The following is a 21,770-nucleotide window of genomic DNA, read 5'->3' as shown; positions in this document are numbered from 1 at the left end:
TCTTCGGCCACCTCCACACCGACCACCACACCCGAACACAGCCTTGCCAAACGGCAGCGACTTGACATAGGAGAAACTTATGGCGCCTGACACGACGAACCTTGCCGATCATCTGCGTAACGCCCTGGACGGGCGCTGGCGTGACGTGAGGAACCGGATGCGGGCGGCGATGAGCGAGGATCTGTTCCGCCCGCACTACACGCCCAACACGGTGATCGCGCGGACCAAGGTCGCCGAGCAAATGCGGATCATGGCCGCGTTCGGCGCGGCGGCCGACTCGTTCCGCAAAGAGCACGGTGGTACCGGCGACGTCGGCGCGGCGGTCACGATGATCGAGATGCTGGCGATGTCGGATCTGTCGCTGATGGTGAAGGCCGGAGTGCAGTGGGGTCTGTTCGGCGGTGCCGTGGAAAACCTCGGCACCGAGCGCCACCACGAGACCTACGTGCCCAAGATCATCAGTCTCGAGTTGCGCGGCTGTTTCGCGATGACCGAAACCGGACACGGCAGCGACGTGCAGTCGCTGGAGACGACCGCCACCTACGATCCCGAGACCCAAGAGTTCATCGTCGACTCGCCGACCCCCACGGCACGCAAGGACTACATCGGCGGGGCCGCCGAAACCGCAACCATGGCAGCGGTTTTCGCCCAATTGATCACCAGCCAGGACGGCAAACCGGTCAACCACGGCGTGCACTGCTTGCTGGTGCCGATCCGCGACGACGACGGCAACGACCTGCCCGGGGTGACCACGTCGGACTGCGAGTACAAGGGCGGGCTGCCCGGTGTCGACAACGGCCGCATCGTGTTCGACCACGTCCGGGTGCCGCGGGAAAACCTGCTGAACAAGTACGGCGACGTCGCCCCCGACGGCACGTACAGCTCGCCGATCGACAACCCCAACCGTCGGTTCTTCACCATGCTGGGCACCCTGATCCGCGGCCGGGTCACCGTCGGCGGCAGCGCGGGTGGCGCCGCCCGCGTCGCACTGGACATCGCTACTCGATATGCCTTGCAGCGCAGGCAATTCAGCGCGCCCGACGACGACGATCGGGAAGTGCTGATCATGGATTACCTGGTGCACCAGCGACGCCTGTTCCCGTTGATCGCCAAGTCCTACGCCCTGCAGTTCGCGCAGAACGAGCTGGTCGCCAAGTGTCACGATCTGCAGACGTCGGACTTCCCCGACGCCGAGGAACAGCGGGAGCTGGAATCGCGGGCGGCCGGGCTGAAAGCGGCCAACACCTGGCACGCGTCCAGGGCGATTCAGGAGGCCCGGGAGGCATGCGGCGGCGCCGGCTACATGGCCGAGAACCGGCTGATCGCGTTGCGGGCGGACACCGACGTGTTCACCACCTTCGAGGGCGACAATCACGTGCTGACCCAGTTGGTGGCCAAGGAACTGCTGACCGCCTACGCCGACGACATCAAGAGCATGAGCCCGGTCGACTGGGTGCGGTTCGCCGCCAGCACGGTCGGCGAGCGGGTGATGAAACGCACCGCGGCCGAAGCGATCATGCAGCGCATCGTCGACGCCCGCCAGGACAGCGAAGAAGAGGGCAGCCTGTTCAACCGGGGCACGCAGGTGAACATGTTCGAAGAACGCGAGCGGTATCTGCTGTCCTCGGTCGCACGACGCCTACAGAGCAAGTCCAAAGAGGTATCCGCGTTCGACGCGTTCAATGCCGTGCAGGATCACGTGCTGCACGCCGCCAGCGCTCACATCGACCGGATCGTCCTGGAGGCCTTCGTCGCCGGCATCGACGCGTGCGAAAACGAGGAGGCGCGTAAGCTTTTGGGGATCGTCTGCGACCTGTATGCATTGACCGTGATCGAAGAGGACAAGGCCTGGTACATCGAGCACGGCTACCTGTCCACCCAGCGGGCCAAGGCCGTCACCCGCGGGATCAACGACCGGTGCCGGGCCCTCCGTCCGCACGCCCAGACGTTGGTCGACGGCTTCGGTATTCCGGAGCCGCTGCGCTACGCCGAGATGCTGCATCCGGAGAACCTGCCCGACTGAGCCTGGTCGACTAGCTGCCCGACGGGGCGCGCACGTACCTGGCCCAGGTCAACACGGCGGCAAAAACGTAGAACGACAGGAAGATCCAGAATGCCGACGTCATGGTGCCGGTGCTGAGGTAGGACTGCCGCAGCGCCAGATTGATCCCGACACCGCCCAGCGACCCGACCCCGGCGACGAAGCCGATTACGACACCGGACAGCAGGCGCGACCACTGGCGTTGCTCGTTCTCGCCCATTCCCACAGCGCCGCTGAGCTTTTCAAAGACCGTCGGCACCAGCTTGTAGACCGATCCATTACCCAGCCCGGCCAGCGTGAACAACGCGATGAAGCAGCCCACATATCCGGTCATCGCCGCGTCGCTGACCGGTCCCGCGTGCGGGTCCTCGAAACTGCCGACGCCGACCAACACCGCGGCCGCGACGATCATCGCGACGAACACCGAGCACGTCACCCGGCCACCACCGACCCGGTCGGCTAGGCGACCTCCGTACACCCGGGCCAACGCCGCCAGCAGTGGTCCGATGAAGGCCAGCTCGGCGGCATGCAGCGACGCCTGCGACGTGGTTTGTCCGCCGGCCACGAAACCGGTCTGCAGCACCTGGGCGAAGGCGAACGCAAAGCCGATGAACGAACCGAAGCTACCCAGGTACAGCAGGGAAAGCAGCCAGGTGTCCCGCGTGCAAATCACCGCCGACAGCACCGACCGCAGCCGACCCGGTTCCACCCGGTGTTGCGCGACGTTGTTCATGAAGAACGCCGCACCCAGGCCCGCGACCGTCACCAGCGCCAGATACAGACCGCACACCCAATACGGGTCCCGCTCACCCGCGGCCGCAAGGACCACCAGCCCGACGATCTGCATCATCGGGACACCGAGATTACCGATGCCGCCGGCAATCCCCAGTGCGGCGCCCTTGAGCCGGTGCGGATAGAAGGAGTTCGCGTTGCTCGCCGACGCCGCGAAGTTACCGCCGCCCAGACCGGACAACGCGGCGCACACCAGATACGGCCACAGCGGAAGCCCGGGGTGAGCCAGCAGCAGCATCGCCGCGAGCACCGGGACCACCAGCACGAAAGCCGAGAACACGGCCAGGTTGCGCCCGCCGAAGACGGCGGTCGCGACGGCGTAGGTCGGCCGCAGGCAGGCCCCGACCAGAGTGGCCGTCGTGCCGAGCAAAAGTTTGTCGCTCGCGGAGAACCCGTAGACCTCCCTAGGCATGAACAGCGCCATCACCGGCCACAGCGACCAGATGGCGTAGCCCAGATGCACGATCAGCGCGGACCAGATCAGGTTGCGCCGGGCGATGACCTTGCCGCCCGCTTCCCACGCCACCAGATCCTCTGCGTCCCAATGCGAGAGGTGACGTGACCTACCCATGGGCCGGACCGACGGCCGCCGAAAGTCGGAACATGATGTGCGGTAACCCTATTGATGTGGAATCTTGCCGAGAGCCTGCAGCTTGCCGTCCGGCCCGATCTGGAACTTAACCGTGCCGATTCCCTTGGGACAACAGGGTTCATCGTGATCGACCGGCCATCGGTACTCAACCGTGACCGTATCGTCACCCGGGGGCAGCACGGTGATGTACGGCTTGGGGTTTGGGGTCGCCGTGCCCAACGACCGATTGTGGTCGAAGAACAGCAGCTGCTGGGGCGTCGACTCACTGGCGATCGTCGGGATGATCTGCACCCAGGACAACCGGCACTTCTTGGTGTGCCCGCGGCCGATCTCCACCCAGCTCGACCCGGGAACGACGATCGGAACCGCCGAAATCGCTTGTCGCACGGTGTCGGCGGCGGGGCCGTCGGACTCCTTGCAATTGTCGGCATGTGACGCCGGCGGCGCCGCCGGTTTTCCCCCGCAACCCGTGACCAGCAAAATCAGGAAAATCACAAACTGACGGCGCACATTGTGAGCTTAGCGAAAACTGTGAAAGTGCCATTTGTTTGGTCCGAACCTGGTTGCCGGGGGTCAATTCCGAGGAACGCACCGGTAATCTGAGCCTAACCGCAGATCAGCGCTGACCTGCGGTTACTCGTTGGGGAGCGAGACTTTTCAGACACTTCACATTTTCATCTGGATCCGGTGAGAGGAAGCCGTAAAACGGCCGAAACATCGGGCGCCCGATGCCGAAACATCTTTGTCGCACCATTTAGCGCAGGAGACCTCGCGCGCTCGGAAGGAGGCAGGTAGGCGTGGCTGCCCAGCGCGGTCAGGAAACCGTGAACAGCATGTGCGCCTACTGCGGCGTCGGTTGTGGCATGGTGTTGCAGATCACAACCGACCCCGAAAGCGACCGTCGTCGTGTCGCGAAATGTGTTGGTAACAAAAGCCACCCGGCCAACTTCGGCCGGCTGTGCACTAAAGGCACCACGACCGCCGACATGCTGGCCGCGCCGGGCCGGTTGGACTCCGCCTATTGGCGCAGCGAGCGCGGCGCGTCCCTGGAACAGATCGACCTCGACGCCGCACTCACGCAGTCGGCGAAACAATTGCGCGCCATCATCGACGAGCATGGTCCCGATGCCTTCGCCCTCTACGTATCGGGGCAGATGTCGCTGGAAGCACAGTACTTGGCGAACAAACTGACCAAGGGGTTCATCCGTACCAATCAGATCGAGTCCAACTCGCGACTATGCATGGCCAGCGCGGGGTCTGGCTACAAGCTGTCGCTGGGCGCGGACGGACCCCCGGGCTCCTACCAGGACTTCGACCGGGCCGACGTGTTCTTCGTCATCGGCGCCAACATGGCCGATTGCCATCCGATCCTCTTCCTGCGCATGATGGACCGCGTCAAGGCTGGCGCCAAGCTCATCGTCGTCGACCCGCGCCGCACCGCCACCGCGGAGAAAGCCGACCTTTTCTTACAGATCTCCTCCGGCACCGATCTCGCCCTGCTCAACGGGCTGCTGCAGCAGATCGTCGAAAATGGCCACACCGACCCCGAATTCATCGCCGAATTCACCGAGGGCTGGGAGGAGATGCCCGGCTTCCTCAAGCACTTCACACCCGAGCGGGTCAGCGACCTCACCGGCATTCCGGAGGCCGACATTCGTACCGCGGCACGCTGGATCGGCGAAGCCGAGAACTTCATGACCTGCTGGACGATGGGCCTGAACCAGAGCACCCACGGAACCTGGAACACCAACGCGATCTGCAACCTGCACCTGGCGACCGGTGCCATCTGCAAGCCGGGCAGCGGTCCGTTCTCACTCACCGGGCAGCCCAACGCCATGGGCGGACGCGAAATGGGCTACATGGGGCCAGGACTGCCGGGCCAACGCGCGGTGACCTCGGCCGCCGACCGGGAATTCGTCGAAGACCAGTGGGGCATCCCCCGTGGGTCGCTGCGCACCGACGTCGGTACCGGCACGGTCGACATGTTCTCCCGCATGGCCAAGGGCGAGATCAAGGCGTGCTGGATCATCTGCACCAATCCCGTTGCCAGCGTTGCCAATCGGAAGACCGTGTTGGCGGGCCTGGACCGTGCCGAGTTGGTGATCGCCCAGGACGCCTTTTTCGAGACGGAGACAAACGAATACGCCGACGTGTTGCTGCCCGCCGCCCTATGGACCGAGGCCGAGGGCGTGATGATCAACTCCGAACGCAACATGACGCTGTTTCAGCCCGCCGTGGGCCCGCCCGGCCAGGCGATGCCGGACTGGCAGATCATTGCCCGAATCGCCTGCGAGATGGGCTATTCGGAGTCGTTCACCTATTCCTCCGCCGAGGAAGTGTTCGAGGAGATCAAGCGGTTCTGGAACCCCAAAACCGGCTACGACCTGCGCGGCGCCACGTATGAGCGGCTGCGGCGGACGCCGCTGCAATGGCCCTGCCCACCCGAGTGCGCCGACGACCGCAACCCCATCCGCTACTTGAACGACGGTGTCAGCCAAGCTCAGTTGGTCCGCGCGGACGGCAGCGTGCCCCGGCTGGTGTTTCCGACCGCCAGCGGGCGCGCCGTGTTCTTCGCCCGGCCGCACCTGTCGCCGGATGAGATGCCCGACGACGATTACCCGTTCCTGCTCAACACCGGTCGGCTACCGCATCAGTGGCACACCATGACCAAGACCGGCAAGGTGGCCAAACTCAACAAACTCAACCCCGGCCCGTTCGTGGAGATCCATCCCGACGACGCCGCGCGGCTCGACGTCGCCGACGGTGACAAGGTCGAAATCGCTTCCCGCCGCGGCCGGGCCGTGCTTCCTGCCGTCGTCACCGATCGGGTACGGCCGGGCAACTGCTTCGCCCCGTTCCACTGGAACGACGCGTTCGGCGAATACCTCTCGATCAACGCGGTCACCAACGACGCGGTGGATCCGGTGTCCTACCAACCGGAATTCAAAGCGTGCGCGGTCACCGTCACCAAGGTCGCCGTCGCCACACCCGAGGTCACCGCCGACCCCGAACCGTCGGTGGCCGTCGACGCAGCCGCACCCGCAACTTCGGAGGTTACCGAGATCAGCGTGTCACAGGTTGACGCACTCGCCGAAATCCTCGGTGTGGCCAACGAACCGGCCCCACAACTGGGGCCCCTTGGCCGCAGCTACCTTGCCGGTGTGCTGGCCGGGTTGCGTTCGGAGGCCGGGCGTCGTGCCGCCGGGGTGCCCACCCTGCCGCTGAACGCGCCGCTGGACATCAACACCAGGCTGTGGGTCGACGGCCTGCTCGCGGGGATGTTCGCGCGCACCGACGCGCCCGCTGCCGTACCGGCCATCACATCGGCGGTATCGACGGCCGAAGCACCGGCCGATCCTCCGAAAACACCCGCAGCCGAGGATGATTCGAAGCGCGGCCCGATTGTGGTGTTGTGGGCCTCGCAGACCGGCAACGCCGAAGAACTGGCGGCGACGATCGCCGCGCGGCTCGCCGATGCCGCCCTGTCGGTCAAACTGCACAGCATGGACGATTTCCCCGTCGCCGACCTGCCCGCCACCCGGGAACTCTTGGTGATCACCAGCACCACCGGCGACGGCGAGGCGCCCGACAACGGTGCCACCCTGTGGCGGGCGCTCAGTGGCGAGGGCGCCCCGCGGCTCGGCGACACCCGCTATGCCCTTCTCGCCCTGGGTGACTCGAACTACAACGATTTCTGCGGATACGGGCGCAAGCTTGACGAACGGCTGGCCGAGCTGGGCGCGACCCGCATCGCCAAACGCGTCGATTGCGAACCCGACTACGAGGAGGCCGCCGCCGGCTGGACCGATCAGGTCATCAAAGCGCTGACCCGCACGCCCAGCCGAGTCGGGCCGGGCACCGCCGCGCCGCTGGCACCCGCGACGACCGCGCCCCGTCCGCCGGCCCCTGCCGCGGCTCCGGCCTTCAACAAGAAGCGCCCGCTCGTCACCGACATGATCCGCAACACCACGCTCAGCGGACCCAGCTCCGCAAAAGACGTGCGGCAGATCGTGTTCGACCTCCCCGAGGAAGAGGTCAGCTACGAAGCGGGTGACGCGCTGGGCGTATGGCCGCGCAACAGCGACCAGCTGGTCGACGAATGGCTGGCCGTCACTGGACTGGACGGGCAGACCCCGGTCGAGGTCGGCGAGCATGGCCTGATGTCGCTGCGCACGGCGCTCACCGAGCGTATCGAGATCGCCCATATCAGCCGGGATGTGGTGCGCTTCGTCCAGGAACGCACCGGCGACCGGACGTTGGCCAGGTTGCTGCAGCCGGAGAACAAGACCGAACTGAACAATTGGACGTGGGGCCGCCAGTCGGTGGATCTGCTGGCGCGGTTGCCGGTCGCGGCGTCGGCCCACGAGTGGCTGCGGGTGCTCAAACGGCTGCAGCCGCGGCTGTATTCGATCTCGTCGAGCCCCAAAGAGTGTCCGGGCGAAGTGCACCTGACCGTCTCGCCGGTGCGCTACAACTTCCAGGGCGTCCCGCGCCGCGGCGTGTGTTCGACCTACCTGGCCGACCGCTCCCCCGGCGATCGCGTCGCCGTGTATCTGCAGCCGTCCAGCAACTTCCGGATCCCCAGCGATGCGCAGACGCCGATGATCATGATCGGCCCCGGTACGGGCATCGCCCCGTTCCGCGGTTTCCTGCAGGAGCGACGGGCGCTCGGCCACACCGGTCCGAACTGGTTGTTCTTCGGCGAGCAGCACGCCGCGACCGACTTCTACTACCGCGAAGAAATCCAGGCGATGCACGCCGACGGTCTGCTCACCGAGATGGATTTGGCGTTCTCCCGGGACCAGGCACAGAAGGTCTACGTCCAGCACCTGATGCGCAAACGGGGGGCCCAGCTGTGGAGCTGGTTGCAGGACGGGGCCCACCTCTACGTCTGTGGTACGGCCGACCCGATGGCCAAAGACGTCGATCGCGCGCTGTGTGAGATCGCGGCCGAGCACGGCAAGCTCGACCCCGACGCGGCCCGGGCGTACGTGCAGTCGTTGAGCGCCGACAAGCGCTATCACCGCGACGTCTACTAGCCACCCGCCCGACGCGTAATATTTCCGAAACATTGGACGCTCGCGGCTGAAACATCCCTGTCGCACCATGTGCACAACGACTGGTGCGTACTCGATGAAGGGGTGTTCCCGTGGTTAACGGCGGCGTCTGCCCACAGTGTCGGCTACCACGCGGAGCGACCGACGAGCGCCGGCCCGCCGACACGGAGTCGGACAAAGTCGACTGGGCCGGACTGCCCGTCAACCTGGACTTCACGTTCTCGCAGGCGGTTCGAGACAAGGTCTATGCGCAACACCTGATGCGCAAGCGCGGTTCCCAACTGTTCCGGACTACCACGAACGGCGGCCAAGTCTGCGGTTGCGAGCTGGCGGGCGTCACGCAGCTCGACACCGAGGCGGGCCAACACCGCGTCGAATGGATCAGCGACAACCGGCGCCACGTCGGCTGAGACCCCTTCGCAGCTACCTCGCTCCCCCGGCCGTCACGCCGAATCATCGCGTTCGAACGGTGGATACCGTCCGACGGCACTTGTCAATACTTGTCGATACTTGTCAATACTTGTCAATACGCGCACACCGCCGCCACGCCGCCGGCTTTTCGCCAGCAAAGTAGAGTCGGGCCAACAACGTCGGCGGATGAGGCAACCATGGTGGATGTACGGGTGATCGAAACCTCCGGGTTGGGTGATCGCAGCTATCTGGTCGGCGACGGCGAGGTGGCCGTCGCGATCGATCCGCAACGCGACATCGACCGGGTGCTGGAGCTGGCCGGCGATCTGCGGATCACGCACGTACTGGAAACCCACATCCACAACGATTATGTGACCGGCGGATGGGCGCTGGCGGATGCGGTCGGCGCCGAATACCTGGTTCCCGCAGGAGAAGACGTAACATTTTCATGCCGCACCGTCACCGGCGGTGATCACATCGACAGTGGCGCAATCCATTTGGAGGCACTTGCCACACCAGGGCACACGCCTCATCACCTCAGCTACGTGCTTCGCACGGAGTCGGGCGACACCGTCGGGGTGCTCACCGGAGGTTCGATGCTGTTCGGTAGCACCGGAAGGACCGATCTGCTCGGCACGGAACGCGCCGAGGAATTGACTCGGCTGCAATATCATTCGGTTCGGCGCCTGGCCCACCAGTTGCCCGCCTCGACACCGGTCTATCCCACGCACGGATTCGGCAGCTTCTGCTCGGCGTCGCCCAGCGACGACGACAGTTCCACGATCGGGGATCAACGCGACAGTAATCCCGCGCTGACCCAGGACGAGCAGGACTACGTCGACGATCTGTTGGACGGCTTGGCCGCTTTCCCCGCCTATTACGCCCACATGGGGGTGATCAACCGAACGGGCCCGGCGGCGCCGGATCTGTCGCGGCCCGCTCCGGTCGACCCCAATGAATTGCGCAACCGTATCGACGCCGGCGAATGGGTCGTCGATCTGCGGCACCGCACCGCGTTCGCAGCCGGACACGTCGCCGGCACATACGGATTCGAGCTGTCGGGGCCGTTCGTCAACTACCTCGGCTGGCTGTATGCGTGGGGCGCGCCACTGACCCTGATCGGCGACGACGACAAGCAGATCGCCGACGCCCAGCGTCAACTGTCCCGCATCGGCATCGACAACCTCATCGGCAGCGCCAGCGGCGACATTGACGACCTGTCCGGCGGGTCGGCGCTGCGCCGATATCGCGTCGCGGATTTCGGCGAACTCGCCGACGCGCTCGACGACGGCGTGCTGGTGCTCGACGTCCGCCAGCCCCACGAATTCGACGACAGCCACATCCCCGGCGCGCTCAACGTCGCCCTGCACGAACTGCCGGACCGCCTCGACGAAATCCCCGCCGCACCCGAGCTGTGGATCCATTGCGCCAGCGGTTATCGCGCCTCGATCGCCGCCGCGCTGCTCGACCGGCACGATCGCCGCGTCGTGCTCATCGACGACAGCTACGACAACGCCGAAAAGCTGGCGCTGACCGCGCCGAAAAATTCAGCTTGAACAAATGTTTGGAGTTTGCCGGCCGCCCCGGTAATCGGCTGTCACTGGCCTTCGTATCCTGCGAGTCGACAGGCGCGCACCGGCCGCAGACATCATTCCGGCGCCCGAGCTGCACGCGCTGCTGAAGTCTCCGACGCCCCGTGGGATGTCGACGTGCGCGCCCGCCGAATTCGAAACACCCGACAGCGCAGGGTCTTTCAAAATTCCTCGCGGGGTGCTCGATCAGCACGAGCACACCGTGGGTCGACATCTCGGTCGGCGGGCAAGGTGGTAGTGGTGTGCCGTTCGGGCCAACGCTCGACCAAGGCGCCGGCGTTGCTGTGCAACGCCGGACTGACGTGCGGCTTGCCCGACTGCCGCACCACCGCGCCGCGGCCCCGGACACCGGGACGATCCTGGCCGGACCCGGTGTGGACCACCGCGACTAGCAGGACGTCTGGTCCGTCACCCGCTCCCGAAGATGCGCGCCACGAATTGGGCGCTACGGTGATTTCATGCGCGCAGTCAGCGGACCGATGTCGTCATGAGCCCCGGCCACACGCCCCGAATCCCACTCGCCATGTCCTCCCCGAGCCTCAATCGCGGGGTCGGCTTCACCCGCGAAGAGCGGCGGCGGCTGGGCCTGACCGGCCGATTACCGTCGGCGGTCTTGACCCAAGAGCAACAGGCCGACCGCGTTTGGCATCAACTGCAGAGCGTGGCAACCGATTTGGGCCGCAACCTGCTTCTCGAACAGCTGCATTACCGCAACGAGCTGCTGTATTTCAAGGTGCTGGAAGACCATCTACCCGAACTGATGCCGGTGGTGTACACCCCCACCGTCGGGGAGGCCATTCAACGCTTCTCCGACGAATACCGCGGCCAGCGCGGGCTGTTTTTGAGCATCGACGAACCGGACGACATCGAAGAAACCTTCGAAACGCTCGGCCTCGGCGCCGACGACGTCGATCTCATCGTGTGCACCGACGCCGAAGCGATCCTGGGCATCGGCGACTGGGGAGTTGGCGGAATCCAGATCGCGGTCGGCAAGCTGGCGCTCTACACCGCCGGCGCCGGCATCGACCCCCGCCGCTGCATCGCCGTGTCACTGGACGTCGGCACCGACAACGAACAGCTCCTGCAAGACCCCTTCTACCTGGGCAACCGGCACGCCCGGCGCCGCGGCGAGGAATACGACGCGTTCATCAAGCACTACATCGAAACCGCCCACCGGCTGTTTCCGCGGGCCATCCTGCATTTCGAGGACTTCGGGCCGATCAACGCGCGGAACATCCTGCGGACCTACGGCGACGACTACTGCATTTTCAACGACGACATCCAGGGCACCGGCGCGGTGGTGGTGGCCGCGGTGTACGGCGGCTGCCATATCACGGGCTTACCGCTGCGCGACCAAACGGTGGTCGTGTTCGGCGCCGGCACCGCCGGGATCGGGGTCGCCGACCAGATCCGGGATGCGATGGTCGCCGACGGCGCCACCGTCGAACAGGCCAGGTCGCAGATCTGGCCGATCGACCGCCAGGGTCTGCTCTTCGACGACATGGACGACCTTCGCGCGTTCCAGGTGCCGTACGCGAAGAACCGCCGGGAACTCGGGGTGGCCGACGAAGACCGGGTGGACCTCGTCGACGCGATCAATCTCGCGTCGCCGACCGTATTGCTGGGCTCCTCGACGGTGTCCGGTGCGTTCACCCGCGAGGTCGTCGAGGCGATGACCGCCTCGTGTGAACAGCCGATGATTTTCCCGCTGTCCAACCCGACCTCACGCATGGAGGCGATGCCGGCCGACCTGGTGCAGTGGTCCGCGGGCAAGGCGCTGGTCACGACCGGCACCCCGGTACCGCCGGTCGAGTACGACGGGATCACCTACACGATCGGCCAGGCCAACAATGTGCTGGTCTTCCCCGGGATCGGGCTGGGCATCATCGTCGCCGGCGCCACCAGAGTCACCCCCACGATGCTGCAGGCGGCCGCGAAAGCCATTGTGCAGCAAGCAACTCCGAAGAACCCCGGGGACTCGTTGTTGCCGGACGTGCAGAACCTGCGGGCGGTCTCCACGGCGGTCGCCGAGGCCGTCTACCGCGCGGCCGTCGAGGACGGGGTGGCCACGGTGCGCCACGACGACGTCGCGCGGGCGGTGTCCGACACGATGTGGGCGCCGGTCTACGACTGATCGGCTACCGGGTCGGCACGGCCGGCTGGCCGTAGACGGCCACCACCACGGTGCGGTCCAGGCTGTTGTTGGACCACACCCCGATCTCGGTGTTGGCGCAGTCGCGAATGACGGCCATGGCGGCGGGGTCGTAGTACCACTGGTTGACCAGCTCCAGGCTGCTGATCGCGATGGCCGGGTTGATCGCCACGGTCTCGGCCGCCTTGCCGCGGAAGCCGGCGGCGTTGGCGCGATTCTGCGGGGTTGATCCGTCGGACCCGATGTCGGCGTTGATGTTTCGGTTGTTGATCATGTCGTCGGCGTGCCATTCAGCGGCCAACGTCAACGCATTGTTGCGGATGACGTCGTTCGTGCAGCCGGCCTGGTGCTGCAGCGTGTACACCGCGGAGACGACGGCACTGTTGAGCCGCTTGTTGTCGGCGTGCGCGACCGGGGCCGTCACCGCGGCGACCGAGCACACCAGCGCGATGACCGTCAGCAGCGGCGCGCCGCGGGGTGGGGTCATCCGGCGCGACCGGATCACACCGGGTCGAAGCGGGAAACCAGCCATCGGCCGTTGACCTTGTCCAGCGTCACCTTGATGACGGGTTGGGTATCGGTGGGTGCTCCGTCGCCGATCGTCACCGTCTGGTTGACGAACAACAGTGCGACCGCATGGTCGGAGCTCGTCGAAACCGAGGACGCCGCAGTGACTTTGGCAACCGAGGAGATGTGCTTTTCTTTCGCACCGGGGATCACCACCTCGTGGATCAGCGCGTTGTAGGCGTCCTTGAACTCGCCCGTCAGCCGATCCCGCGCCGCGCCGAGCTCCTGGTCGGCCGAGTCCGGATGGTACGACAGCAGTGCCACGGTGCCGTCGGAGGCCGCGCGCACCGATTCGCTGCGGGCCACGGCCAGCTCGTCGGCCGAGCCGACCACCCAGCGAAAATATCCGGCCGCCAACGCCACCAGCAACGCCAACGCCGGCAACACGGCGTAGGCGAACACTCGCGACCAGGAGATGCGGCGCGGTTTTGACGCGGGTTGCGGAGCAGCGGATTGCGTCGTTTGCTCCGAAGCCCTTGGCTGCTCGGCAATCTTCTCGCCGGGAGTCTCGGCGTCGATGTTGTCCTCGAGTGTGGTCATGGCACGAACACCACGTTCGATACCTTGGCGTCGTCACCGACCGCGCGGACCTCGATGCGCATCCGCCATTCCCGTTGTGGTTCTTCGCCACCCGCGGTCTGCGACTTCACCGCGACCGCGACCAGGATTTGCGCGGAGTCGCCCTGCTGCGACTCCAAGCCGGCATCGGTGACCGTGCCCTCCGATTTCGACTGCGCCGCCTTGACCACCTCGATGAACGGCTTGGCTCGCTGCTCGAAGTCTTCCCGGAAGGACCCGGTGGCCAGATCGAGGATCCGCTGCACATCCGCGTCGACCTCGGTGTACTTGATCGTGGTGAGGTTCACCGCGCCCTGCCGGGCAACCGACACGAACTGTTCACGTTGGGCCTGGGCCCGCTGCGTGTGGTACGCCGAATACCCCAGCCAGCCGGCCAGTCCGGTGACCCCCGCCACGATCAGGGCGCTGGCGACCAGTGCCGATCCGGTGCGGGTGAACCGCCGGGACGTGATCCGCCGCAGCCTGGTAAACCGGCCGGCCGCCGCTGTGTCCCCGTCTTGGGCCCCGTCTTGGGTCCCGTCTTGGGCGGCTGGAGCCGTTGACTCACCGAGCTTTTCGTCGGTCTCGGGGGGTTCGGGGTCGTCGGCCATGTCTCTCCTTCATTGCTACGCTGGCGGCACCAGCAGGGACTGCCAATTTTTGGCACGCGGATGCGCCAAATCGGACTGGGTGTAGCGCTTCCCGTCGGGACCGATGTAGTCACCGGTGGCGGGGTCGTAGGTGCTCACCGAGAGCGGCGGGGTGGGCGGCGCGGTGCCCCGCGGCGGCGGCAGCCGGGGATCCTGTCCCGGCGGATACATCGGGACACCCTGCCCGGACGTGGTGGCGTTGGGGTCGCCCTTCCAGTTGTAGCCCTCGTTGAGCGGCACGTACTCCTCGTCGCTTTCACACAGTTCGACGGTGGGTGCCCGCTTCCACGGTTTGGTCTCACACGGAATGTTGCGCACCCCACGGACATTGAACTCCGAGTCCTGCGGCACCCGGCAGAACAAATCCGCGGCCGGGCGGTCCGGCGCATCGATGCTGGCCGGTGACCGACGCTGCTGCGGCGGCAGGTACCCCGTCGTGCACGGCGGCGGCAGGTTGAGGTTGAGGTTGAAGTCCAACTGCGCGCCCCGATACTCCTGCTTGGTGTTCGAGCTCGGCACGATGATCGCCGCCATGGCCGCGATGCCCTGCGGAAGCAGCACCAGCAGCTGTTCGATGTCGTGCCGGTAGACCACCGCGATATCGCCCAGACTCACCAGGTTGGCGAACAACACCGGCAGGGCCGGGGCCACCCTGTCCAGCAGTGCGCGACCTTCCTCGATGCCGGAAGTGCCCTGCTGCAACAGATCTCGTACCGCCGCGTCCTGGGCCTTGAATTGCACCAGCAACGCCGACGTGCGATTCGCCCAGGTGCCGATCGCGTCGGCCGTCTGCACCTGGGAATTCAGCACCGCCGGGGACTGGTCGATGAGCGCCGCCAGCGGATCGATGGTCTGACCCCCGGCGACGGCCAGCGCGGCCGACGCGTCGACGATGCGGGAAAGCTCGGGACCGAGCCCGCCCACCGCCCGATTGGTCTCGTCGATCACCGTATGCAAGTTTTCGCGCGGAATCGCTTGCAGCGCACGGTTGGTCATGTCGAGCAGCCGTCCGATATCCACGGGCACGTCCACCCGGCCGGCCGGGATGACGTCGCCGGCCTGCAGCGGCCGGGACTGTTCGTCTTTGTCGCCCTGCTGCGGGGTCAGGTCGATGTATTGCTCTCCGACCGCCGAACGGCTGTGCACGGACGCCGCGACATTGGACGGGACCTTGACACCGGACCGCATGGCGAGGACCGCACGCACCCCGACGGCGGTGACGTCGACCGACTTGACCTGTCCCACGTCGGTGCCACGGTAGGTCACCACCGAGGTCGGGTAGAGCCCACCGGACTGCGGCAGATCGACGATGACGGTGTACTCGCCGATCCCGAACAGCGTCGCGGGCAGCGTCATGAAGTTGAATGCCATTGCACCGCAGGACACCAGGGTGACCAAAGACAGAATGGCCAGCTGAATCCAGGTCCGACGGTTCAGGCGCAGCATCAGTACCCCCCGAAGTGATAGGGGTAGGTCAGCGGGTTACCCCCGGTGACCGGGCTGGGCTGCATGCCGATGGTGCGTCCCCAATACATTTCGAGTTTGGTGAGGTTGCCCTCCCACCGGGAACCGGTGAAGATTCCCTGGTCGATACGGCTCAGCGTCAGATCGACGACCAGGGTCAGGTTGGCGTAGTCGCCGCGGAACCAGTTGCGCACCGTGGACGTCGGCCACGGATAGGTCGCCAAGCCGTCCAGACCTTTGGTGAGCGACGGGCCGGCGTCGGCCAGCGACCGCAGCACCGGTGCGATATTGCGCAGATTGTTGATCAAAGACTCCCGGCTCTGGTGGACGGTATCGGCCGCGATCGCGCTGAACTTGCCGACCTGGTCGATGGTTTCGGCGATCTTGGTGCGCTCGGCCGCCAGCACCGATAACGCCTTGGGCACCGTCGTCAACGCCTTGTCCACCGCCGCGTCCTTGCCGGCCACCTGTCCCACCAGCGCGTTGAGATTCTCGGCGGCCGCGATGATGTCGTCGGTCTGGTCGTTGGTTTTCGCGATGAACACATCCAGCTGGTTGAGCAGGCTGCGCATGTCGTTCTCCCGGCCGGCGAACGCCTTGGCGACGGCCTGGTTGATCTCCTGCAGCTGTCCGATGCCCCCGCCGTTGAGCAGGATCGACACCGATGCCAGCGTCTGCTCGGTGCTCGGGTAGAGGCTCGCGCGGCTCAACGGAATGACCGAGCCGTTCCTGAGCTGGCCGGTCGGCGGCTCGTCCTTGGGCGGGCTCAACTCGATGTGCATCGAACCGAGCAGGCTGGTCTGCCCCAGCTTGGCGGTCGCGTTGGCGGGCAGGTGAACATCGCCGTTGATCCGCATGGTCACCAGTGCGTGCCAGTCCTGCAGCTCGATCTTGGTGACATTGCCGACGGTGACGTCGTCGACCCGGACCCGGGTGTTCTGCTGGATGGTCACGACGTCGGGCAGCTGCGCCTGGATCGTGTACGAACCCGGTCCCCCGCCGGATGTCCCGGGCAGCATGAACGAGTTCAAACCGCGCCACCCGCACCCGGAAAGGGCAGCGACACAGACGATTCCGAGTACGGCGGCGAGCGCGCGTCTCATGACGGTGGCCCCGTCGGCAGCATCAGGTTCTGCAGCACCTGGATCGAGGTCAGCCCGGCGCTGGGCGGCGGTGGTCCCGGCGCCTCGGGCGGAGCCGGCGCGTCCTGCGGCGGCGCGGTGGCGTCGGGCGGCGTGTAGCCGGGCCGCAGATAGTCCTGGCTGTAGGTGATCTCGTTCGGCCGGGCCTGGGTCCCGACGAAGGGGTTGATGCCGGCCGGGATGTAGTTGTAGACGCGGTTTTTGATGATCGGGTTGATGTATTGCAGGCACAGCTTCGAAACGCGCGCCAGCCGCGCCCGCGAGGCCGCTTCGATTGAGCTGCAGATGAATTGCGGGATGTCCGCGAAATTGTTCAGCGCCAGGATTCCGGTCATCGCGCTCTGCGCGGGCTGGTAGATGTTCAGGAAGTTCTGGAACACCGTGGGGGCGACGTGCAGGATCTGCTTGATGTCGTTGCGGCTGTCGTTGAGCGCGGTGGTGATCGATCCGAGCCGGTCGAAGGTGACGCCGATCGACTCGCGGTTGTCGGCCAGAAAGTCTCGGACGTCGTTCAGCGCGGTGTCGAGGGCGTGCACGGCGTTGCCAACTTCGTTGGGACTGTTTGTCAGCACGGTCGTGACGCTGGCCAGATTCTGGTTGAACGCGGCCAGCAGGTCGCTACTGGAGTACAGCGCCGACACCAGCAGCTGCAGATTGCGCACCGTGCTGAAAATGTCGTCGGCGTGATCACCGAGCGCCGAGATGGCTTGGGAGAGCTTGATGACGGTGTCGCGCGCGGTGTCGCCCTGACCGCGTAGGTTTTCCGCGGCGGAATTGACGAATGCGCCGACCGAGTTCACCGCGCCCGGGCTGGTGGGTTGCAAGGCGTCGGTCAGCTTTTCCAGTTGGCGGCGGAAGTCGTCCCATTCGACCGGCACCGCGGTGCGGCTCAGCGGAATCGACGCGCCCGGACTCAGCTTGGGGCCGCCGGAGTAGGCCGGTACGAGTTGGATCGCCCGCGAGGTCACCAGGGACGGCGAGAGGATCGCGGCGCGGGCGTCGGCGGGGACCGGGTACTGCTTGTCGACCGAGAACGTCACCTTGGAGCTGGTGGGCTGGGGCTCGATCCTGTCCACGACGCCGACGGCGACCCCGAGGATCCGAATCTCGTCCCCGACGAACAGACCGTTGGTTTCGGTGAAATATGCCGAGTAGGTGTTCTTTTCAACGTCTTTCCAGAGTTTCCTGGCGACCAGGAACGACGCCACCGCCAGGGTCAGCACCAGGCTGATCGCGGTTGCTTTGCGCAAGGTGTCTCGGCTGAGGTTCATGGCGAATCGAACTCGTGCGGCGACGGCGGGGGGATGGTCCGCACCGGCGGCGTTGACGGCGGCGGTGAGGGCGGCTGGGACCACAGCGGGACGGGCGCATTCTCCGGCGGCACGGGTGGCGTCCCGGTCGGTGGGTCCACCGCCTCCGACGGCAGCTTCTGGTCCGGATCCAGGAACCGGTCATACATGTCGGCGTCGAGGACCGGGCCACCGATCTGGCCGGGTACCAGGTTCGCCACGTAGGCCTTGAAAAAGGGGCCGGAGCCCAGGCATTCGCCGAACGACATCGCGTACCGCTTGAACTTGGGCAACGTCTTCTGGATGTCTTCCTTGCGGTTGTCCAGAATCTCGAGCACGCCGTTGAGCTTGTCCAGGGCCGGCTTGAGTTGGGTTCTGTTCTCGGCGACCAGCCCGGAAATCTGATGCGACACCGCGGCAATGTTTTTCATCAGCGCGTCCAGCGAATCACGTTCGTCGAGCAGCGCGGCCAGCAGCGCGTTGGAATTCGCCACCAGGGCGGCGATCTGCTGGCTGCGTTTGCCCAGCACCGTCGAAACCGTGTTGGCGTTGCCCAGCAGGCTCCGCAGTTGCGCGTCCCGGTTGTTCAGCGTGTCGGAAAAGCGGGCCACGCCCTGCAGGGCGGGTCTCAGATTCGGCGGTGTCTCCTTGAACGTTTCGGCCAACGTGGACAGGGCCGACGACAATTGGGCGGTGTCCAGGCCACTGATCGTGGTCGTCAGGTCGCCCAGCGCGTCGGGCAGATCATAGGGCGAATGGGTACGCGCCAGCGGGATCGTGCCCGACAGCTTGCCCTCCCCGCGCGGAGTGAGCTCGAGCATCTTGGCGCCCAGGATGGTCTCGGTCTTGATCGCCGCCTCGGTCCGGTCGCCCAGCTCGATGCCCTGACGGACGGTGAAGTCGACCCGGACCTTGTTGCCCTCCAACCGGATCCGTGCGACCCTGCCGACCCCCATGCCCGAAACCCGCACCGTGTTACCGGGTTTGATGCCGCCGGCTTCGGAAAAATACGCCGAGTAGTCGTCGGTGTTCTTGACGAACGGCAACCGGTCGTATTGGAAGGCGACGATCGTCACGCAGGTCAAGATCACCGTGCCCATCACGCCCAACATGAAGGGGCTGCGCCGGCCGAGCGGTCCGATCTTCGGCAGCTTCAGGGTCATCGGGGTCATCGGGGTGCGCACCGTCCGCTGGACTGGCCCAAGAGTTTGACGAAGATCGGGTTGCCCCCTCTTCCGTTGAGCTTGAGCAATACTTCGCAGAAGTAAAAGCCGAAGTAGTCGCCGTTGAGGCCCTGGCGGGCCAGCACCTGGTAGGTGTCGGGCAGGTCCTTGAGTAGTTTGTCCACGTAGTCGCGGTCGGCGAGCACCTGCCCGGCCATCCGGTCGGTCTCGTGCACCACGTCCTGGATCGGTTGTCGGGCCTGCACCAGCAGATCGGTGATCGAACCTGCCGCCGCGTTGATATAGGCGAGCCCGGTGGAGATGTCGTCCTTGCGCTGCGCCAGGCCGTCCACCAGTTGGGCGAGTTTGTCCACGCCGTCGGAGAATTCGTGGTCGCGCGTGGCGAAGGTGTGCAGCACGGTGTTCAGATTGGTGATCAGCTCGCCGATCAATTCGCTGCGCCCGGCCAGCGTCGAGGTCAGCAGCGACGTCTGGGACAGCACGGAGGCCAGCGTGCCGCCCTGGCCCTGGAAGATGCGCAGCAGCTGACCCGACAGGGCGTTGACCTGATCGGGATCCAGCGCCCGGAACAGCGGCCGGAATCCCCCGATGAGCGCGTCGATGTCGAGGGCGGGCGACGTGCGGGCCAGCGGGATCGTCGCCCCGGGCGGCATCCGCCGCGGCGGACCCGGAGCCTCTTCGAGGGCGAGATAGCGGTCGCCGATCAGGTTTTCGTAGCGGACGACGGCCTTGGTGCCCTCGGTGAGCCGGATGGCCTTGTCGATGGCGAAGCCGACGGTGACCGTGCCGTCGTGATGCAGGGTGAGGTCACCGACCTTCCCGACCTCCACCCCGGCGATGCGCACGAAGTTGCCCGATTTCAGGCCCGAGATGTTGGTGAAGACCGCTTGATAGCCGGTGCGGTCCTCGAAGCGCAGCTGACCGAACACGGCGACCAAGGTGAAGGTGAAGACGAGGCATACCACCGTGAACAGCGCCACGCGCGCGATGATGCTGGACAGTTTCCTTCTCATGGCGGCGGCTGCCCCCCGCGCCAGAAGTACCGTGGCGGCTCGGGAGGGTTCTTGGTCGTCGGGAACCAGTTGGCCCACCAGGGATTACCGACCCACGGGCTGGTCCGGATCTCATCCGGGGCCGCGCCCCAACCGGTGTCGGTGACCAGCGCCCGCACCGGGAAATTCGCGCTGGGGTCGGGCAGTGAGCCGCAGCTCGGCTTGCCGCCGGGGCCGCCGGTGGCATTGGTCTTGGGCAGGTGCCGCGGGTATCGGTACGGGTCGTCGCCGAACAACAGGGCCGCGTCCAGGATCACCGAATACCCGTTGCCGCCCAAGGCGTCTCGCCCCCCATGGTCGACGTACCATTGCGCACCCTGGAACAGGCACGTGTAGGTCGGCGAATACGTATTGAGCAACGTCATGGTCGGATCTAGCAGGCTCATCGCGCGCACGATGTTGGGTTCGTTTCTGCCGACGACGTTGATGCCGGTCTGGCTGAAGCCGGTCGCGGACAGCAGCAGCGCGTCCAGCGATCGCTGGTTTTCGGTGAGGGTGGCGCTGGTCGTCGTCGCCGATTCGAGAGCTGACAGAATGTCTTGTGCGGCATCGGAATAGATCCGTGTGGTCTTGCCGAACAGCCGCCAGTCCCGGTGGATGGTGTCCATGCGCGGGTTGACGGTGAGCAACAGATTGTTGGCGTCGGTGATCGCCTGCCCGAGCCGATCGCCCTTGCCGCGCACCGACTGCGCGAAGGCCGACAGGATGGAATTCAGTTTGGCCGGGTCCAGGGCCTGCACCACCGATTGCAGGTTCTCGAACACCGTGTTGACCTCGACGGTGACGTTGCGCGAGTGCAGCACCGCGCCGGGCTGCAAGGGTGTGCGGCTGGCCTTGTCGGGCACGATCAGATCGACGTATTTGGAACCGAAGGCGGTGGTCGACTTGATCTCGGCTTCGAGGTTGCTGGGCAGGTACTTGAACGGGCCCGGGTCCATTTTCAGTTGCAGCTTGGCGGCGTTCACGTCGGTACCGATGGCGCCGACGGTGCCCACCGGCACCCCCCGCAACTTCACCTTGGCACCGGGTTCCATGACCAAGCCGGCCCGGTCCGACACCAACGTCAGCGGAACGAAGTCCCGGAACTTGCCGGAGAACGACGCCGCGGTCAGCACGATCAACGCCCCGACCAGAATGAACAGCGTCGGCGCCCACCAAATGGGGTCAATCTTGCTGCTGCGGACTCTGTTTGGCCGTGCGGGTCCGCCTTGCCGGTGAGTGCTCATG

At 65.8% G+C, this 21,770-nt stretch carries 17 protein-coding genes; 6 read left to right on the top strand and 11 right to left on the bottom strand.

The features are described 5' to 3' along the window. Positions 1-79: 79 nt before the first annotated feature. The gene (locus tag AWC25_RS18355) at positions 80-2,023 is read left to right on the top strand and encodes an acyl-CoA dehydrogenase family protein (protein WP_069402698.1); all 1,944 of its coding nucleotides are present in this window, start codon (positions 80-82) and stop codon (positions 2,021-2,023) included. 10 nt (positions 2,024-2,033) lie between these two features. Here the strand turns inward: AWC25_RS18355 and AWC25_RS18350 are convergent, their stop codons facing one another. Both AWC25_RS18350 and AWC25_RS18345 read right to left on the bottom strand, forming a co-directional pair. After that, a complete protein-coding gene (locus tag AWC25_RS18350) occupies positions 2,034-3,404 on the bottom strand; it encodes a nitrate/nitrite transporter (RefSeq protein ID WP_085167227.1) in 1,371 nt (456 codons plus the stop codon). A 48-nt stretch (positions 3,405-3,452) separates the two neighbouring features. Next, positions 3,453-3,920, bottom strand: coding sequence for an LppP/LprE family lipoprotein (locus AWC25_RS18345; protein WP_069402578.1), 468 nt, complete (start codon positions 3,918-3,920; stop codon positions 3,453-3,455). Positions 3,921-4,258: 338 nt separating this feature from the next. On the opposite strand from AWC25_RS18345, the gene AWC25_RS18340 reads away from it, so the two are divergent. From AWC25_RS18340 to AWC25_RS18325, 5 genes are all read left to right on the top strand, one after another. Beyond that, positions 4,259-8,464, top strand: coding sequence for a bifunctional nitrate reductase/sulfite reductase flavoprotein subunit alpha (locus tag AWC25_RS18340; protein ID WP_085167230.1), 4,206 nt, complete (start codon positions 4,259-4,261; stop codon positions 8,462-8,464). 110 nt (positions 8,465-8,574) lie between these two features. Next, complete coding sequence (locus tag AWC25_RS18335; protein ID WP_069402567.1) at positions 8,575-8,892, top strand: hypothetical protein; 318 nt, start codon at positions 8,575-8,577, stop codon at positions 8,890-8,892. A gap of 201 nt (positions 8,893-9,093) precedes the next feature. Beyond that, on the top strand, positions 9,094-10,449 hold the full coding sequence (locus AWC25_RS18330; protein ID WP_085167229.1) for an MBL fold metallo-hydrolase: 1,356 nt from the start codon (positions 9,094-9,096) through the stop codon (positions 10,447-10,449). A gap of 278 nt (positions 10,450-10,727) precedes the next feature. After that, on the top strand, positions 10,728-10,877 hold the full coding sequence (locus tag AWC25_RS26880) for a hypothetical protein (protein ID WP_157118372.1): 150 nt from the start codon (positions 10,728-10,730) through the stop codon (positions 10,875-10,877). A gap of 95 nt (positions 10,878-10,972) precedes the next feature. Then, positions 10,973-12,619 carry an NAD-dependent malic enzyme gene (locus AWC25_RS18325; protein ID WP_069402566.1) on the top strand — a complete coding sequence of 549 codons (1,647 nt, stop codon included), beginning with the start codon at positions 10,973-10,975 and terminating at the stop codon, positions 12,617-12,619. A 4-nt stretch (positions 12,620-12,623) separates the two neighbouring features. On the opposite strand, the gene AWC25_RS18320 is transcribed toward AWC25_RS18325, so the two are convergent. The 9 genes from AWC25_RS18320 to AWC25_RS18280 are packed head-to-tail and all read right to left on the bottom strand — an operon-like array spanning position 12,624 to position 21,769. Further along, positions 12,624-13,124, bottom strand: a complete 501-nt coding sequence (locus tag AWC25_RS18320) for a CAP domain-containing protein (protein ID WP_069402565.1) — start codon at positions 13,122-13,124, stop codon at positions 12,624-12,626. Positions 13,125-13,138: 14 nt separating this feature from the next. Beyond that, the gene (locus tag AWC25_RS18315; RefSeq protein ID WP_244899546.1) at positions 13,139-13,744 is read right to left on the bottom strand and encodes a hypothetical protein; all 606 of its coding nucleotides are present in this window, start codon (positions 13,742-13,744) and stop codon (positions 13,139-13,141) included. Continuing rightward, positions 13,741-14,373 (bottom strand): Mce protein, encoded by a 633-nt coding sequence (locus tag AWC25_RS18310; RefSeq protein ID WP_069402564.1) that lies wholly within the window; start codon positions 14,371-14,373, stop codon positions 13,741-13,743. Before AWC25_RS18310 ends, AWC25_RS18315 begins: the two co-directional genes overlap by 4 nt. Positions 14,374-14,388: 15 nt before the next feature. Then, complete coding sequence (locus AWC25_RS18305) at positions 14,389-15,858, bottom strand: MCE family protein (protein WP_069402563.1); 1,470 nt, start codon at positions 15,856-15,858, stop codon at positions 14,389-14,391. Next, complete coding sequence (locus AWC25_RS18300; protein WP_069402562.1) at positions 15,858-16,979, bottom strand: MCE family protein; 1,122 nt, start codon at positions 16,977-16,979, stop codon at positions 15,858-15,860. The genes AWC25_RS18305 and AWC25_RS18300 overlap by 1 nt, the downstream gene beginning before the upstream one ends. After that, positions 16,976-18,289, bottom strand: a complete 1,314-nt coding sequence (locus AWC25_RS18295) for an MCE family protein (RefSeq protein WP_069402574.1) — start codon at positions 18,287-18,289, stop codon at positions 16,976-16,978. The genes AWC25_RS18300 and AWC25_RS18295 overlap by 4 nt, the downstream gene beginning before the upstream one ends. After that, positions 18,286-19,470: a virulence factor Mce family protein gene (locus AWC25_RS18290; protein ID WP_142278928.1), complete on the bottom strand. Its 1,185-nt coding sequence runs from the start codon at positions 19,468-19,470 to the stop codon at positions 18,286-18,288. The genes AWC25_RS18295 and AWC25_RS18290 overlap by 4 nt, the downstream gene beginning before the upstream one ends. Before the next feature lie 5 nt (positions 19,471-19,475). Beyond that, the gene (locus AWC25_RS18285; RefSeq protein ID WP_069402561.1) at positions 19,476-20,504 is read right to left on the bottom strand and encodes an MCE family protein; all 1,029 of its coding nucleotides are present in this window, start codon (positions 20,502-20,504) and stop codon (positions 19,476-19,478) included. Beyond that, positions 20,501-21,769 carry an MCE family protein gene (locus tag AWC25_RS18280; protein WP_069402560.1) on the bottom strand — a complete coding sequence of 423 codons (1,269 nt, stop codon included), beginning with the start codon at positions 21,767-21,769 and terminating at the stop codon, positions 20,501-20,503. Before AWC25_RS18280 ends, AWC25_RS18285 begins: the two co-directional genes overlap by 4 nt. Between the last annotated feature and the right edge of the window lies 1 nt (position 21,770).

The organism is Mycobacterium sherrisii, assembly GCF_002102355.1.
Lineage (GTDB): Bacteria > Actinomycetota > Actinomycetes > Mycobacteriales > Mycobacteriaceae > Mycobacterium > Mycobacterium sherrisii.
This window is presented reverse-complemented; position numbering and strand designations above follow the sequence as displayed.